The organism is Sphingomonas quercus, assembly GCF_018863195.1.
GTDB lineage: Bacteria > Pseudomonadota > Alphaproteobacteria > Sphingomonadales > Sphingomonadaceae > Solisphingomonas > Solisphingomonas quercus.
Genome location: NZ_JAHKRT010000002.1, coordinates 154,228 through 169,183, shown reverse-complemented (window position 1 = coordinate 169,183; position 14,956 = coordinate 154,228). Strand labels below are relative to the sequence as shown.

The following is a 14,956-nucleotide window of genomic DNA, read 5'->3' as shown; positions in this document are numbered from 1 at the left end:
GCCGGCAGGAACCTGTAGGCGGCGCGTTCCGTTCTGCCCTTTCATGACCAGCGAGCAGCCCATCGACCGCGACGGCGCGGCGGAGGTCCGCGCTCCGGAGCCACCGCACAAGCGGCGCGCCGGCCCGCTGGCCATCGGCTTGCGTATCCTGGGCGCGATCCTGGCGCTGATCGTGCTCGCCTGGGCGATCCTCTACATCACCAAGGGCCGCTTCCTGAAGCACGTGTTCGAGAAATACGCCAGCCGCATGGCCGATCGCCAGATCCGCGTGGCGGGCGACTTCCAGTTCTATTTCAACATCTTCGATACGCAGTTCCTGGCCGAAGGATTGACCATCGCCAATCCCGGCTGGGCGCCGCGCCCGAACTTCTTCTCGGCAAGGCTGATCGACACGCGGATCAAGACCTTCGCCTATCTGTTCCGGGGCGCGCGCCATGCCGAATATCTCGTGCTGGATGGCGCGGCCATCGACGCCGAATGGGATGCGAAGCGCCGCAACACCTGGACGTTCGGCGAAAGCACCGGCAAGCCATTCCAATGGCCGGTGATCGAGCGCGCCTTCGTCACCCGCACCACCGCGCGCTACGTCGATCCGCAGCTCCAGCTCGCCACCGACGTCAAGGTCGATACGGTGCGCTCCACCGATACCCGCATCGCCGACAATCGCGTCGGCTTCACCGGCGACGGCACGTTGCGCGGCCGCCGCTTCGTGATGAACGGCGCGATCCTCTCCCCCAACGAAACGGCGCGGATGGGCCGCACCCGGCTCGTCCTCCACGCCGCGTCCGGCCCGACGCTGATGGATGTGTCCGGCACCCTGCCGGCCGCCACCCAGATCGAGGGCGCCGCCCTCGACATGACGGTGCGCGGGCCGAATCTCAGGCTGCTGTTCGATTTCCTCGGCGTCGCCGTGCCGGATACCCGACGCTACCGCTTCCGCTCCGACCTCACCAAGGCCGGCGAGGAATGGCGTTTCACCCGGCTGCGCGGCGCCTTCGGCGATTCGGATCTGGCCGGGCGGATGACCATCAAGATGCCGGACGATCGCCTGCGCATCGATGCCGACCTCGCCTCGCGCAAGGTCGACATCATCGATATCGGCCCGTTCCTCGGCTATGATCCGCAGAAGCTGGCGACCACCGGCGTCCAGGCCGCCGTCGCCCAAACCGGCACGCCGCGGCTGCTGCCCGACGCGCCGCTGCGCATCGAATCGATCCGCAATTTCGACGCGCATGTGAACTACAAGGTCGCGGACATCCGCCAGCCCTTCGTGCCGCTGTCGAACCTCGCCCTCGTCTTCGATCTCGATCACAGCCTGATGAAGCTGTCGCCGATGACCGCCAAGGTTTCCGGTGGCGAGGTCGCGGCGGACATCGTCATCGATGCCCGCAAGCGCGCGGTGCTGACCGATTACGACATCCGCCTGTCGCCGACGCCGCTCGCCACGCTGTTCCGCCGTACCGGCTTCTTCAATGCCGGCACCACCGGCACGGTGAAGGCGCGGGTCAAGCTGCGCGGCACGGGCGACACGCTGCGCGAATCGCTGGCCAGCTCCGACGGGCGGATCGCCATCATCCTGCCGGCAGGCACCTTCTGGACCCAATATGTCCAGCTCGCCGAGTTCGACGTCGGCCTGTTCCTCCAGAAGCTGCTGCAGGATCAGCTGAAGAAGCCGATCGAGATCAATTGCGGCCTGATCGCCTTCACCGTCCGGAACGGCGTGGCGGCCGCGGACCCGATCCTCATCGATACCGACAAGAACGTGATGGCGGCAAAGGGCGGCTTCAGCTTCCGCGACGAATCGCTCGATCTCGCCTTCCGCGCCGACGGCAAGAAGTTCAGCCTGTTCTCGGGCCAGTCGCCGGTCGGCATCAACGGCTATTTCGCGAGGCCCGGCGTTCAGATCCTGTCGCCGCAGTTGCTCACCCGCGCCGGCGCCGGCGTCGCGCTGGGCGCGGTGGCGAGCCCGCTCGCCGCCGTCCTCGCCTTCATCGACGTCGGCGACGCCAAGGCCGCGTCCTGCGCGCCCGTCCTCGCCGGCGCCACCGCCGCCGCCCAGCGGACCACCAAGGGCGAGCCGCGCAAGGATGTCGGCAAGGTCAGCGAGAATCGGGAGAAGGCGCGCTAGGCGAGCGCCGCCACCGTCTGCTCGATCAGCACCGGATCACCGGCGGCGATCACCCGCCCATCGCTGTCCCGGCCGAGCGGCCGGCCCTGCCAGTCCCGCATCACCCCGCCGGCGCCCTCGACCACCGGCACCAGCGCCGCGAAATCATGCAGCTTCAGCATCGATTCGACGACAAGGTCGAGGTGCCCGCTCGCGACCAGCCCGTAATTGTGACAATCCCCGCCCCAGAGCGTGTCGCGGCATCGGCCGCGCAGTGCCTCGAAGCGCGGCTGGTCCTCGCCGGGGAAGAGATAGGGTCCGGTGGTGGCGAGATGCGCCTGGGCCAGCGCCGCGCAGGCCCGCGTTTTCGCCGGACGTTCGCCGAGCAGGGTCGGGCGGCCCCGCGCCCCGATCCACCGATCCCCGATGATCGGCTGGTCGATCACGCCGAGCACGGGGCTGTCTCCCTCAATCAACGCGATCAGCGTGCCGAACAACGGCCGCCCGGCGATGAAGGCGCGGGTGCCGTCAATCGGATCGAGCACCCAGATCCGCTCCGCCTCCGGGCGGTCGGCGCCATATTCCTCGCCGACGACGCCGTCGTCCGGGCGTTCGGCGGCGAGGATGGCGCGCATCGCGGCTTCCGAGGCGCGGTCGGCCAGCGTCACCGGCGAGGCGTCTCCCTTGGTCTCGAGGCCGAAGGCGCCGCGCCAGTAAGGGCGGATCGCCGCGCCGGCGGCTTCGGCGAGGCGATGGGCCAGGGCAATGTCGGACTCGTTCATGGGCGGTGGACTAGCGGAACTCCCGCCACGCGCAAAGCTTGCGCGCTGCGCCTCTGCTGTGACAGGCTGCGTCCACCGGGGAGGGTGCGGAACGAGGACAAAGGATGCGCAGGCACGAGACCAGCCGGATGAGCGAGAATGACGTGTTGATCGAGCTGCGCCGATTGCGCGGCGAGCTCAGCGACGTGCGCGGCGAAATGGCCCGGCGGCAGGAGGCGCGGCGCTCAAGCTCGTTCCGTTCCGGGTCGGTCTCCGCGCGCCAGATCCGCAACCGCGTCGGCATCGCGATGCTGGCCGGCCTTGCGCTGGTCGTCGGGCTGGTCAGCTGGCTGCTCTACTGGCTGCTCTCGCACACTGTCGGGGTGTTCCTGCAGGATCTGTTGCCCCACCCCGTCCGCATCACCGTGAATGCGTTCGCGGCGGTGCTGGCCCTCCTGCTCCAGCCCTAGGGCCTGAGCCCTAGTCGAACAGCGACGACACCGAGCTTTCGTCGGCGATCCGCTTGATCGCCTCGGCGAGCAAGGGGGCGATCGTCAACAGCCGGATCTTGGAGGCGCCGGAGACGGCAGCCGGCGGCTCGATCGAATCGGTGACGACCAGCTCGGTCAGCGCCGATCCCTCGACGCGCGCCACCGCGCCCCCCGACAGCACGCCGTGGCTGACATAGGCGACGACGTCCTCGGCCCCCGCCTCACGCAGCGCGGCGGCGGCGTTGCAGAGCGTGCCGGCGGAATCGACAATATCGTCGACGAGGATGCAGAAGCGTCCGCGCACGTCGCCGATGATGTTCATCACCTCGGATTCGCCCGGCCGCTCGCGCCGCTTGTCGACGATCGCGAGCGGCGCGTTGTTGAGCCGCTTGGAGAGCGCGCGGGCACGCACCACGCCGCCCACGTCCGGCGACACCACCATCAGGTTGCGCCCGGCGAAGCGCGCGTTGATGTCCGCCGACATCACCGGCGCGGCGTAGAGATTGTCGGTCGGGATATCGAAGAAGCCCTGAATCTGCCCGGCGTGCAGATCGACGGACAGCACGCGATCGGCGCCCGCCACCGTGACCAGGTTGGCGACCAGCTTGGCCGAGATCGGCGTGCGCGGGCCCGGTTTGCGATCCTGCCGGGCATAGCCGAAATAGGGCACCACCGCGGTGATCCGCCGCGCCGACGCGCGCTTGAGCGCATCGATGCAGATCAGCAATTCCATGAGATTGTCGTTGGCCGGATAGGCGGTCGACTGGAGGACGAAGACGTCCTCGCCGCGCACATTCTCATGAATCTCGACGAACACCTCCTCGTCGGCGAAGCGGCGCACCGAGGCGTCCGTCAGCTTCAGGTCGAGATATTCGGAGATGGCGCGTGCCAAAGGCAGGTTGGCGTTGCCCGACATCAGTTTCATGGGTTTCACAAACCTCCCGACAATGCCGGCCCCTTAGGGTCTCAACCCGATCATCGCAACGGTCGTGACGGACAGGCCGGCGCTGGCTATCAGCAGCGCCATGTCCGTCACCACCCGTTTCGCGCCGTCGCCCACCGGCCTGCTCCATGTCGGCAACCTGCGCACCGCCTTGCATAACTGGCTGTTCGCCCGCGCCGCCGGCGGCCGCTTCCTGCTCCGCCTCGACGATACCGACCGCGCCCGCTCCACCGTGGAATTCGCGGATGCGATCCGTGCCGACCTCGGCTGGATGGGCCTGGACTGGGACGGCGAGACCCGCCAGTCGGATCGCGGCGCGCTTTACGAGGCGCGGTTCGAGGAATTGCGCGCCGCCGGCCGCATCTATCCGGCCTATGAGGATGGGCGGGAACTGGACCTCAAGCGCAAGGTGCTGCTCGGGCGCGGCCTGCCGCCGGTCTATGATCGCGCGGCGCTGCGCCTCACCGATGCCGAGCGCGCCGATCTGGAAGCGCGCGGCGTCCGCCCGCACTGGCGCTTCAAGCTCGATCATGACGAGCCGATGGCGTGGGACGATCTCGTGCGCGGGCCCCAGTCCTTCGATCCGCGCACCCAGTCCGACCCCGTCGTCCGCCGCGCCGATGGCAGCTGGCTCTACATGCTGCCCAGCGTCATCGACGATATCGACATGGGCGTCAGCCATGTCGTGCGCGGCGAGGATCATGTCACCAACACCGCCATTCAGCTGCAAATGTTCTCGGCGCTCGGCGGCACGGCGCCGCGCTTCGCGCACGAGGCGCTGCTCACCGGCGCGGAGGGCAAGCTGTCCAAGCGGCTGGGCTCGCTCGGCGTCGCCCATTTCCGCGAGGCGGGCATCGAGCCGGAAGCGATCGCCAGCCTCCTCGCCCGCATCGGCACCAGCGATCCGGTGGTGCCGACGCTCGATCGCGCGGCGCTTGCCGCCGGGCTCGACTTCGCCCGTTTCGGCCGCGCCCCGGCCCGCTTCGACGAGGCGGAGCTGGCCGCCGTCAACGCCCGCATCGTCCACCAGCTGGCCTATGAGGCGGTGGCCCGCCGCCTCCCCCCCGGCATGGACCAGGCGGCGTGGGAGGCGATCCGCCCCAACCTCGCCACCGTCGCCGAGGCGGCCGACTGGTGGCAGGTCGTGCAAGGCCCGGTCCCGTCCGCGGTCGACGAGGCCGACCGTGCCTTCCTCGCCGAGGCGGCGGCGACGGCCGCGGCGATCAACTGGTCCGCCGATCCCTGGCACGCCCTCACGAATGCCCTGAAGGGGGCGACCGATCGAAAGGGCAAGGCGCTGTTCCTGCCGCTCCGTCTCGCCCTGACCGGCCGCGCCCACGGGCCGGACATGGCCGCCCTGCTGCCGCTGATCGGACGGGAGCGCGCCGTCGAGCGACTCGCAAAGGCCGGCGGCAGCCACTAGATTGCCGCTATGGCCGTTCTCCCCCCGATCTCGTCGCCCGCCAATGCCTGGCGCGACCTCAAGGAATTCTTCCGTACGCGCGAGCGCTCGCAGCTGCTCTTCGGCATGCTCGCGCTGGTCATGCCGGCGCTGATCGTGACCGGCTTCTACATCGATTCCGACCCCGGCCCGCAGGCGCCGGTCACTGTCTACGTGCAGAATTACAATGGCGACCGCCCCGATTCGGTGATCATCGCCCAGCAGAAGATCGACAAGGTCGTGAAGGACCGCGAACTCGCCGAGAAGCGCGCCGCCTATCAGCGACTGGCGAAGCAGCTCGGTATGGATTGAGCGGGCGCTCCGCCCCCTGACACCAACCCGCAACCCGGCCGCCCCGCCGGCCGGTCACCGCGGGGGTGGTGCGGGCGATCCGACCACGAACGCCGGAGCGCGGGCGCGAACAAACGCCTTCCCTAACCGGATCGCCTCTGCCACCCACCCCTGATGAGCACCCGTCCCGCCTTGCAGATGATCGCCCCGCCCGGTCAATCAGCGGGCATCGATCGGGTGAATATGGTCAACTTCATCGACTGCGCATGACCGCTTCCGCCGCTGCCGACGCCCGCTGGATGGCCGCTGCCCTCGCTTTGTCCGAGCGCGGACGAGGACGCACCGCGCCCAATCCCAATGTCGGCTGCATCATCGTCCGCGACGGCCGCGTCATCGGGCGCGGCTGGACCCAGCCCGGCGGCCGGCCTCATGCCGAGGCGGTGGCGCTGGCGGCGGCGACGGCGGCCGGTGTCGCCGGCAGCACCGTCTACGTCACTCTTGAGCCGTGCGCGCATTACAGCCCGCGTGGCCCCGCCTGCGCCGACCTGCTGGTCGCGGCGCGACCGGCACGGGTGGTGATCGGGGTGGGCGATCCCGATCCGCGCACCGCCGGCAAGGGCGTCGCCCGGCTCCGCGCCGCCGGCATCGCCGTCAGCGAGGGCATGGCGCCCGCCGCCGCCCGCGCCGCCATGGCCGGCTTCTTCACCCGGCAGGAGCATGGCCGGCCGCACGTCACGCTGAAGCTTGCCACCTCGCTCGACGGCCGCATCGCGCTCGCCTCGGGCGAAAGCCGCTGGATCAGCGGCGCGCAGGCCCGCGCCCACGCCCATCTCGAACGCGCGCGCGCCGACGCCATCCTTGTCGGGCGCGGCACCTTCGCCGCCGACGCGCCCAGCCTCGATGTGCGTCTGCCCGGCCTCGCCGACCGCTCTCCCCGCCGGCTGCTGTTGTCCCGCACCGCCAGGGTGGCCGGCTGGGAAACCCTCGCCGCGCCAGAGGAGATATCCGGCCTCGCCCATGTCGATCAGCTGCTCGTCGAGGGCGGCGCCGACACGGCTGCCGCCTTTCTGCGCGCGCGCCTCGTCGACCGGCTGCTCCTCTATCGCGCGCCGATCCTGATCGGCGCCGGCCGCGCCGCGCTTGGCGATATCGGGCTTGCCAGCCTCGCCGACGCGCACGGCCGCTGGCGGCTGGCCGATGCGCGGATGCTTGGCAGCGACCGGCTGGAGGTCTACGCGGCGGCCTGACATGTTCACCGGAATCATCACCGACATCGGCACCGTCGCGCGCGTCGAACCGCGCGGGGATCGCCGCATCACCATCGCCTGCGGCTATGATCTCGGCGACGTCGAGCTCGGCGCGTCGATCGCCTGCTCGGGCGTCTGCCTGACAGTGGTCGACAAATCCGCCGCCGGCGCCCCCGGCTGGTTCAGCGTCGACGTCTCCGCCGAGACGGTGTCGCGCACCGCCGACCAGTGGCAGGAAGGCCGCCGCCTCAACCTCGAGCGCGCGCTCAAGGTCGGCGACGAGCTGGGCGGCCACATCGTCACCGGCCATGTCGACGGCGTCGCGGAGGTGATCGCGATCGCGGATGTCGGCGATTCGCGGCGCATCGACGTCGCCGTCCCGGCCGCGCTCGGCCCCTATGTCGCCGCCAAGGGCTCGATCGCCGTCGACGGCGTTTCGTTGACCGTGAACCGCGTCGAGGATGTGGCGGCCGGCACCCTGTTTTCCGTCAACATCATCCCGCACACGGCGGGCATGACCACGCTCGGCGCGCTGGCGCCTGGCGATCGCGTCAATATCGAGATCGACGTGCTCGCCCGCTATCTCCGCCGCATGGAAGAGTATCGCAAATGACCGCAGAGCCCTTCTCGCTGGACCGGCTGCGCCACGGCTTCCTCTCCTCTCCGGAGGAGCTGATCGACGAGGCACGCAACGGCCGCATGTTCATCCTCGTCGACGATGAGGATCGGGAGAATGAGGGCGATCTCGTCATCCCCGCGCAGATGGCGACGCCGGACGCGATCAACTTCATGGCCCGCCATGGTCGCGGCCTGATCTGCCTCGCGCTCGCCCGGCCGCGCGTCGAGCAGCTCGGCCTGCAGCTGATGAGCCCGCGGAACGGTACCCGCCACGAGACGGCATTCACCGTCTCGATCGAGGCACGCGACGGCGTCACCACCGGCATCTCGGCCGCCGATCGGGCGCGCACCATCGCGGTGGCGATCGACGCATCCAAGGGCGCGGACGAGATCGTCACGCCGGGCCATGTCTTTCCGCTGATCGCGCGCGACGGCGGCGTGCTGGTCCGCGCCGGCCATACCGAGGCGGCGGTGGACATTGCCCGCCTTGCCGGCCTCAATCCCTCCGGCGTGATCTGCGAGATCATGAAGGATGACGGGACGATGGCGCGGCTCGACGATCTCGTCGCCTTCGCCCAGCTCCACAATCTCAAGATCGGCACGATCCGCGATCTCATCGCCTATCGCCGCCGCTACGATCACAATGTCGAGAAGGTCGCCGAATCGACCTTCGTCAGCCGCCATGGCGGCGAATGGCGGATCATCTCCTATCGCAACAAGGCCGTGGGCACCGAGACGCTGGCGCTGGTCAAGGGCCGCGTCGATCCGGCGGCGCCGACGCTGGTCCGCATGCACCAGCTCAGCCTGTTCGCCGATACCCTGGGTGAGATGGGCGACCGCGCCGGCCTGCTGCAGGGCGCCATGAAGGCGATCGACGCGGAGGGCGCGGGCGTCGTCGTGCTGATCGGGCGGCAGGTGCCCGGCGCTATCGCCCAGGTCATCGCCGCGCGCGGCGGCGGCGGGCAGCATCCGGACATGGAATTGCGCGACTATGGCATCGGCGCGCAGATTCTAGCCGAGCTTGGCATCCACGACATGATCCTGCTCACCAACACCCAGCATACGCCGGTGGCGCTGGCCGGCTATGGCCTCAACATCGTCGGCCAGCGGCCGGTCACGCCCGTGGAGGAGAATTGATGGCCCGCATCCTCATCGTCGAGGCGCGCTTCTACGATCATCTCAACGACCTGCTGCTCGAAGGTGCGCGCGGCGCCATCGACGCCGCCGGCGGCCATGCCCATGAGACGATCACCGTGCCCGGCGCGCTGGAGATCCCGGCGGCGATCGCGATGGCTGCCGAGACGGGCCGCTACGATGCGTTCGTGGCGATCGGCGTGGTGATCCGCGGCGAGACCTACCATTTCGAGATCGTATCCAAGGAAAGCGCGCGCGGCCTGATGGCGCTGACCCTGGACGGGCTCGCGATCGGCAACGGCATCCTGACGGTCGAGGACGAAGGCCAGGCGCTCGCCCGCGCCCGGCCGAGCGAAAAGGACAAGGGCGGCGAGGCGGCACGGGCGGCGCTCGCCATGCTGGCGCTGAAGGCGCGGCTCGGCTGAGCGGGCCGACGCTCCTGACGCCGCGGCTGCTGCTGCGGCTGCCGGAGGCGGGCGATTTCGAGCCCTGGGCGGCGTTCGCCGCGGACGCGGAGACGATGCGCTTCCTCGGCGGGGCGATGAGCCGGACCGAGGCGTGGCGCAACATCTGCACCGTCGCCGGCGCCTGGTCGATCCGTGGCTTCGGCATGTTCTCGGTGATCGAGCGCGCCTCCGGCCGCTGGATCGGCCGCATCGGCCCGTGGCAGCCCGTGGGCTGGCCCGGCACCGAGATCGGCTGGGGCCTGGCACGCGCCTTTTGCGGGCAGGGCTATGCGCTGGAGGCAGCGCGGGCGACGATGGACTATGCCGTCGACGTGCTCGGCTGGCGCCACATCATCCACACCATCGATCCCGACAACGCCGCCTCGATCCGCCTCGCCGAGCGGCTCGGCTCGCGCCACGAGGGGCCGACGCGGATGCCGGCCCCGTTCGCCGATCGCCGCATCGACCTGTGGGGGCAGAGCGCCGCGGCGTGGCGCTCCGCCCGCGCGGCTCAGGCGGCCACCGACTCCAGCGTCGGATAGTCGGTATAGCCTTCTGCGCCCTGGGTGTAGAAGGTCGCCTCGTCCGGCGCATTGAGCGGCGCCCGGTCGCGGATGCGCCGCGGCAGGTCGGGATTGGCGAGGAAGGTGCGGCCGAAGGCGATGGCGTCCGCCTCGCCGGCATCCAGCGCCGCCTGGGCGGTGTCGCCGCGATAGTCGGCGTTGAGCACCAGCGGCCCGCGGAACAGCTTGCGCATGCCGGGATGGACCGGCGGATGATCAGGCGCGCCGCGCGTGCCGTCCGGCCGCGGCTCGCGCAGCTCGAGGAAGGCGATGCCGATCTCGTCGAGCAGGGCGGCGGCCGCCTCGAACAGCGGGGCGGGGTTGCTGTCGTTGACGCCCTGCACCTCGCCATTGGGTGACAGGCGCACCGCCGTCCGCTCGCCGCCAACGGTGTCGACGACGCGCCGGGTCACCTCGCCGAGCAGGCGGATGCGGTTGGGGACGGAGCCGCCATAATCGTCGTCGCGGAAATTCGCGTTGTCGCGCAGGAAGGTATCGATCAGATAGCCGTTGGCGGCGTGGATCTGCACCCCGTCGAAGCCGGCGCGGATCGCGTTGCCGGCGGCGCGCGCATAATCGTCGAGCAGGCCCGGAATCTCGTCGACGCGCAGCGGCCGCGCCTCGGCATAGGGCTTGATGCCGTCATAGGTGCGCACGTGACCCGGCGCGGTGTTGGCCGAAGCCGCCACCGGCTGCTCGCCGCCGAGGAAATCGGGATGGACGAGCCGGCCCATATGCCAGAGCTGGGCGATGATCCGCCCGCCGGCGGCGTGCACCGCCTCCGTCACCGGCCGCCAGCCCTCGACCTGCTCTTCCGTCCACAGGCCCGGCGCATAGGCCCAGCCCAGGCCCTGGCGGCTGATGCCGGTCGCTTCCGAGATGATCAGGCCGGCGGACGCGCGCTGGGCATAATAATCGGCCATCAGCGCCGTCGGCACATGCTCGCGCGTGGCGCGGCCGCGCGTCAGCGGCGACATCAGGATGCGGTTGGGCGCGTGGATGGCGCCGAGCTGGATCGGATCGAACAGGCTGGGCATTTTTTGGGTTTTCCCTTGCAACGCGACTATGGCGCCGCGGCCGTATATGGGATGGCAGGCGACTCCGGCCAGAGAGAAACTCGAGAAGAAATCGTTGACCGACGCCAAGCCCCTGACCGCCCCGATGGAGGCGCCGCCGCGGCGGACGGACGGCGGCGGGCCGGTGCCGTTCGTCGCCATGCTGGCCGGCAATCTCTGCCTCGCCTTCGGACCCTGGATGGTGCGGCTCACCGATGTCGGGCCGGTCGCCGCAGGCTTCTGGCGGCTGGCCATCGCGGCGCCGATCCTCGTTTTCTTCGCGCTGCGCGCGGCGCCGGTGCCGCGGCTGCCGCGGTCGGTCTGGGGCCTGCTGATCGTCGCCGGGGTGCTGTTCGCCGCCGACCTCGCCACCTGGCATGCCGGCATTCACCGCACGCGGCTGGCCAACGCCACGCTGTTCGGCAACATCTCCGCGTTCCTCTTTCCGCTATATGGCTTCATCATCGCCCGGCGGCTGCCCAACCGCGTGCAGGGGCTGGCGCTGGGCCTCGCCTTTGCCGGCATGATGCTGCTGCTCGGCCGCTCCTATGAACTATCGTCCCGCACCCTGGCCGGCGACCTGTTCTGCATGCTCGCCGGGGTCTTCTATGCCGGCTACCTAATCGTCGTCGAACGCGGGAGGACGATGCTCGGCGCCTGGCAGACGCTGGCGGTGGCGACGCTGGCCGGCATCGCGCCGCTGCTGATCGTCGCGATGGCCACCGGAGAGCAGGTGTGGCCGAGCGACTTCACGCCGCTGGTGCTGCTCGCGCTGGGCAGCCAGGTGGCGGGCCAGGGGCTGACGATCTACGCCATCGGCAAGCTCTCGCCGCTGGTCATCGGGCTCGGCGCGCTGCTGCAGCCGGTGGTCGCCGCCGCCGTCGGCGCGGCGCTTTACGGCGAGCGGCTGACCACCGCCGACCTGTTCGGCGCGGCCGCCGTCGCCACGGCGCTGGTGCTCGTGCGGATCGGGCGCTAGTTCATGGCCATGACCTTGCCCGTGGACCCGACGCTGGACGAGATGCGCGATGCCCTCGCCGCGGTGATTCCCGCCCATGCTGCGTTCGACGGCTGGACCGAGGAGGCGCTCGGCCGCGCCGCCGAGGAACTGGGGCTTGCCCCGGCCCAGGCGCGGCTGGCCTTCCCCGGTGGCGCCATCGACATGATCGACGCCTGGTATGGCTGGATCGATGCCGAGATGGCACGCCGTCTGCCGCCGGAGCGGCTGGCCGCGATGCGCTTCCGCGATCGCATCGCCGCGCTGGTGATGACCCGGCTCGACCTGTCGCTGCCCTATCGGGAGGCGGCGCGGCGGGCGCTCAACCTGCTCGCCAATCCCCGCCATCTGCCCCGCGCCGCCCGGCTGGGCTGGCGCGCGGCGGATGCGATGTGGCGGCTTGCCGGCGACACCGCGACCGATTTCAACCACTATACCAAGCGGATGACGCTGTCCGCGGTGTACGCCCAGGCGATCCTCGTCTGGCTCGACGACGAGAGCGAGCATCAGGCCGAGACCCGCGCCTTCCTCGATCGCCGCATCGCTGGCGTGATGCGATTCGAGAAGCTGAAGGCGGGCCTCCGCCGCGATCCCGAACGCCGCTTCAAGGTCGCCCGCTTCCTCGGGCGCCTGCGCTATCCGCCGAAGTGAGGGATTTGCGCGCCGCGGCAGATATTGATAATGACTATCAACTTCTCCCCGATCGGACATTGGCCAAGTGCGTCTCCACCAGCTGCCCCGTAATCGCCTCGCCCGCATCGCCACCGTCGACTGGGCGGCGCTGACCACCAATGAGGCGCGGCGGCTGCGCGAGCTGGGCGTCGACGAGGGCGTCGAGGTGATGACGCTTCATCAGGCGCCGTTCGGCGCGGACCCGATCGCCGCCCGCATCGGCCGCATGACGATCGCCATCCGCCGCGCCACCGCGGCCGCGATCCACACCGAAGAGCACCACGTCTCCGCCGTAGCCGCGGAATGAACCCGATGCCGATGGTCGCGCTGGTCGGCAATCCCAATGCCGGCAAGAGCGCATTGTTCAATGCGCTGACCGGCGCCCGCCAGAAGGTCGGCAATTATCCGGGCGTGACGGTGGAGCGGAAATCCGGGCGGCTGGCGCTGCCCGACGGCCGCCCGATCGAGCTGATCGACCTTCCCGGCACCTACAGCCTCACCCCCTCCAGCCCCGACGAGGCGGTCACTCGCGACGTCGTGCTCGGTCGACAGGAGGGCGAGCGGCTGCCGTCGGCGATCGTGGTGGTGATGGATGCCACCAATCTCGACAATCACCTGCGCTTCGCGTTGCAGCTGCGCGCGCTCGGCCTGCCGATGATCATCGCGCTCAACATGATCGACATGGCCCGCCGGGACGGGCTGACCATCGATGTCGACGCCCTGTCGCGCGAGCTCGGCGTGCCGGTGATCCCGACCGTGGCGGTGCGCAAGCAGGGCGTCCCCGAGCTGGTCACGGCGCTGGCCGAGCTGGTCGGCGACGGATCGGCGATACGGGTGGCCGGCGCCGAGCGGGCGATGGACAGCGACCTGCGCACCCTGCAGCGCCGCGCGCGCCAGATCGCCCATGCCGCCATTTCCGAACATGCGCCAGCAAAGCGCTGGACGGAGCGGCTGGACCGCATCGCGCTGCATCCGGTGATCGGGCCGATCCTGCTCGCCTTGTTGATGTTCGTGATGTTCCAGGCGGTGTTCGCCTGGGCCGAGACGCCGGTCGGCTGGATCGAGGGCCTGTTCGCCGACATGCAGGCGGCGGTCACCACTGCCATGCCGGACAATGTGCTGCGCTCGCTGATCGTCGACGGGGTGATCGCCGGGGTCGGGGCGGTGGTGGTGTTCCTGCCGCAGATCCTGATCCTGTTCTTCTTCATCCTGTTGCTGGAAGCGACCGGCTATATGGTACGCGCGGCGTTCCTGATGGATCGGCTGATGGCGCGGGTCGGCCTGTCGGGGCGGGCGTTCATCCCGCTGCTTTCCTCCTTCGCCTGCGCGGTACCGGGCATCATGGCGACGCGGACGATCGACGATCCGAAGGACCGGCTGACGACGATCCTGATCGCGCCGTTGATGACCTGTTCGGCGCGCCTGCCGGTCTATGCCGTGATCATCGCCGCCTTCATCCCGGAGCGGACGGTGGGCCCGGGCATCGGCCTGCAGGGGCTGGTGCTGTTCTGCCTCTATATCTCGGGCATCCTCGGCGCGCTGGTCGCCGCCCTGGTGCTGCGGCGGACGGTGACCAAGGGGGCCAGCCACGGCTTTCTGATGGAGATGCCCAAATACCAGATGCCGCGCCTCGCCGACGTGGCGCTGGGCCTGTGGCAGCGCGCGCTGATCTTCCTCAAGCGCGCCGGCACGATTATCGCCTTCACCACCATCGTGCTGTGGGCGCTGTTGAGCTTCCCCAAGCCGCCGCCCGGCGATCCGACGCCGCCTGTCGATTATTCAATCGCCGGCCGCATCGCCGACGGCATCGCGCCGCTGGTCCGGCCGATCGGCTTCAACCGCGACATCGCGCTCGCTCTCATCCCGGCGATGGCGGCGCGCGAGGTCGCGGTGTCGGCGCTGGCCACCGTCTATTCGATCCAGGCCTCGGACGACGAGGCGGCGACCGAGCAATCCCTGGTCGAGCGGCTGCGCGGGCGCTGGCCGCTGCCGACCGCGCTTGCCTTCCTCGCCTGGTTCGTGTTCGCGCCGCAATGTCTGTCGACGCTGGCGGTGACGCGGCGCGAGACCAATGGCTGGAAATGGCCGGGCTTCATGCTGGCCTATCTGTTCGTGCTCGCCTACGCCGCGGCCGGTGCAACCTTCTGGACAGCGACCGCGCTGGGACTTTAGGGTGGCCTGAACATTTTC

16 protein-coding genes are annotated in these 14,956 nt (G+C 69.9%); 13 read left to right on the top strand and 3 right to left on the bottom strand.

Annotated elements, in window-relative coordinates; translation table 11 throughout:
• The first annotated feature begins 43 nt into the window (after positions 1-43).
• Positions 44-2,128 carry an AsmA family protein gene (locus KOF26_RS04000; RefSeq protein WP_216320497.1) on the top strand — a complete coding sequence of 695 codons (2,085 nt, stop codon included), beginning with the start codon at positions 44-46 and terminating at the stop codon, positions 2,126-2,128.
• On the opposite strand, the gene hisN is transcribed toward KOF26_RS04000, so the two are convergent.
• Entirely contained in the window at positions 2,125-2,889 is a 765-nt protein-coding gene (hisN, locus tag KOF26_RS03995) for a histidinol-phosphatase (RefSeq protein WP_216320495.1), read from the bottom strand. The two genes, KOF26_RS04000 and hisN, sit on opposite strands and share 4 nt — an antisense overlap.
• A gap of 104 nt (positions 2,890-2,993) precedes the next feature.
• On the opposite strand from hisN, the gene KOF26_RS03990 reads away from it, so the two are divergent.
• On the top strand, positions 2,994-3,338 hold the full coding sequence (locus KOF26_RS03990) for a hypothetical protein (protein WP_216320493.1): 345 nt from the start codon (positions 2,994-2,996) through the stop codon (positions 3,336-3,338).
• Between the two features lie 10 nt (positions 3,339-3,348).
• Here KOF26_RS03990 and KOF26_RS03985 read toward each other — a convergent pair whose 3' ends face one another.
• On the bottom strand, positions 3,349-4,284 hold the full coding sequence (locus KOF26_RS03985) for a ribose-phosphate pyrophosphokinase (RefSeq protein ID WP_216320492.1): 936 nt from the start codon (positions 4,282-4,284) through the stop codon (positions 3,349-3,351).
• Between the two features lie 100 nt (positions 4,285-4,384).
• Between KOF26_RS03985 and KOF26_RS03980 the strand changes: the two genes are divergently transcribed.
• The 7 genes from KOF26_RS03980 (at position 4,385) to KOF26_RS03950 (ending at position 10,021) form a co-directional block, all read left to right on the top strand.
• Entirely contained in the window at positions 4,385-5,725 is a 1,341-nt protein-coding gene (locus KOF26_RS03980; RefSeq protein ID WP_216321661.1) for a glutamate--tRNA ligase, read from the top strand.
• A 9-nt stretch (positions 5,726-5,734) separates the two neighbouring features.
• A complete protein-coding gene (locus KOF26_RS03975) occupies positions 5,735-6,055 on the top strand; it encodes a hypothetical protein (protein ID WP_216320490.1) in 321 nt (106 codons plus the stop codon).
• Positions 6,056-6,333: 278 nt separating this feature from the next.
• Positions 6,334-7,281 carry a bifunctional diaminohydroxyphosphoribosylaminopyrimidine deaminase/5-amino-6-(5-phosphoribosylamino)uracil reductase RibD gene (gene ribD, locus KOF26_RS03970; RefSeq protein WP_216321659.1) on the top strand — a complete coding sequence of 316 codons (948 nt, stop codon included), beginning with the start codon at positions 6,334-6,336 and terminating at the stop codon, positions 7,279-7,281.
• A gap of 1 nt (position 7,282) precedes the next feature.
• Entirely contained in the window at positions 7,283-7,894 is a 612-nt protein-coding gene (locus KOF26_RS03965; RefSeq protein WP_216320488.1) for a riboflavin synthase, read from the top strand.
• On the top strand, positions 7,891-9,036 hold the full coding sequence (ribB, locus tag KOF26_RS03960; protein WP_216320474.1) for a 3,4-dihydroxy-2-butanone-4-phosphate synthase: 1,146 nt from the start codon (positions 7,891-7,893) through the stop codon (positions 9,034-9,036). Before KOF26_RS03965 ends, ribB begins: the two co-directional genes overlap by 4 nt.
• Positions 9,036-9,458, top strand: a complete 423-nt coding sequence (gene ribH / locus KOF26_RS03955) for a 6,7-dimethyl-8-ribityllumazine synthase (protein WP_216320471.1) — start codon at positions 9,036-9,038, stop codon at positions 9,456-9,458. Before ribB ends, ribH begins: the two co-directional genes overlap by 1 nt.
• Positions 9,455-10,021, top strand: coding sequence for a GNAT family N-acetyltransferase (locus KOF26_RS03950; RefSeq protein WP_216321657.1), 567 nt, complete (start codon positions 9,455-9,457; stop codon positions 10,019-10,021). Before ribH ends, KOF26_RS03950 begins: the two co-directional genes overlap by 4 nt.
• On the opposite strand, the gene KOF26_RS03945 is transcribed toward KOF26_RS03950, so the two are convergent.
• Positions 9,991-11,079: an alkene reductase gene (locus tag KOF26_RS03945; protein ID WP_216320469.1), complete on the bottom strand. Its 1,089-nt coding sequence runs from the start codon at positions 11,077-11,079 to the stop codon at positions 9,991-9,993. The two genes, KOF26_RS03950 and KOF26_RS03945, sit on opposite strands and share 31 nt — an antisense overlap.
• 94 nt (positions 11,080-11,173) lie before the next feature.
• On the opposite strand from KOF26_RS03945, the gene KOF26_RS03940 reads away from it, so the two are divergent.
• The 4 genes from KOF26_RS03940 (at position 11,174) to feoB (ending at position 14,938) form a co-directional block, all read left to right on the top strand.
• Positions 11,174-12,076: a DMT family transporter gene (locus KOF26_RS03940; RefSeq protein WP_253201081.1), complete on the top strand. Its 903-nt coding sequence runs from the start codon at positions 11,174-11,176 to the stop codon at positions 12,074-12,076.
• A 3-nt stretch (positions 12,077-12,079) separates the two neighbouring features.
• Complete coding sequence (locus KOF26_RS03935) at positions 12,080-12,745, top strand: COQ9 family protein (RefSeq protein ID WP_435876836.1); 666 nt, start codon at positions 12,080-12,082, stop codon at positions 12,743-12,745.
• A gap of 67 nt (positions 12,746-12,812) precedes the next feature.
• On the top strand, positions 12,813-13,073 hold the full coding sequence (locus KOF26_RS03930; RefSeq protein WP_216320463.1) for a FeoA family protein: 261 nt from the start codon (positions 12,813-12,815) through the stop codon (positions 13,071-13,073).
• Positions 13,070-14,938 (top strand): ferrous iron transport protein B, encoded by a 1,869-nt coding sequence (feoB, locus tag KOF26_RS03925; RefSeq protein WP_216320460.1) that lies wholly within the window; start codon positions 13,070-13,072, stop codon positions 14,936-14,938. The genes KOF26_RS03930 and feoB overlap by 4 nt, the downstream gene beginning before the upstream one ends.
• The last annotated feature ends 18 nt before the right edge of the window (positions 14,939-14,956 follow it).

Bases quoted from the DNA above. Each gene is read 5' to 3' on its own strand.
- ribD (WP_216321659.1), top strand. From the start codon at position 6,334: ATGGCCGCTGCCCTCGCTTTGTCCGAGCGCGGACGAGGACGCACCGCG.
- KOF26_RS03985 (WP_216320492.1), bottom strand. From the start codon at position 4,284: ATGAAACTGATGTCGGGCAACGCCAACCTGCCTTTGGCACGCGCCATC.
- KOF26_RS03990 (WP_216320493.1), top strand. From the start codon at position 2,994: ATGCGCAGGCACGAGACCAGCCGGATGAGCGAGAATGACGTGTTGATC.
- KOF26_RS04000 (WP_216320497.1), top strand. From the start codon at position 44: ATGACCAGCGAGCAGCCCATCGACCGCGACGGCGCGGCGGAGGTCCGC.
- KOF26_RS03935 (WP_435876836.1), top strand. From the start codon at position 12,080: ATGGCCATGACCTTGCCCGTGGACCCGACGCTGGACGAGATGCGCGAT.
- KOF26_RS03975 (WP_216320490.1), top strand. From the start codon at position 5,735: ATGGCCGTTCTCCCCCCGATCTCGTCGCCCGCCAATGCCTGGCGCGAC.
- feoB (WP_216320460.1), top strand. From the start codon at position 13,070: ATGAACCCGATGCCGATGGTCGCGCTGGTCGGCAATCCCAATGCCGGC.
- KOF26_RS03980 (WP_216321661.1), top strand. From the start codon at position 4,385: ATGTCCGTCACCACCCGTTTCGCGCCGTCGCCCACCGGCCTGCTCCAT.
- hisN (WP_216320495.1), bottom strand. From the start codon at position 2,889: ATGAACGAGTCCGACATTGCCCTGGCCCATCGCCTCGCCGAAGCCGCC.
- KOF26_RS03945 (WP_216320469.1), bottom strand. From the start codon at position 11,079: ATGCCCAGCCTGTTCGATCCGATCCAGCTCGGCGCCATCCACGCGCCC.
- ribH (WP_216320471.1), top strand. From the start codon at position 9,036: ATGGCCCGCATCCTCATCGTCGAGGCGCGCTTCTACGATCATCTCAAC.
- KOF26_RS03965 (WP_216320488.1), top strand. From the start codon at position 7,283: ATGTTCACCGGAATCATCACCGACATCGGCACCGTCGCGCGCGTCGAA.
- ribB (WP_216320474.1), top strand. From the start codon at position 7,891: ATGACCGCAGAGCCCTTCTCGCTGGACCGGCTGCGCCACGGCTTCCTC.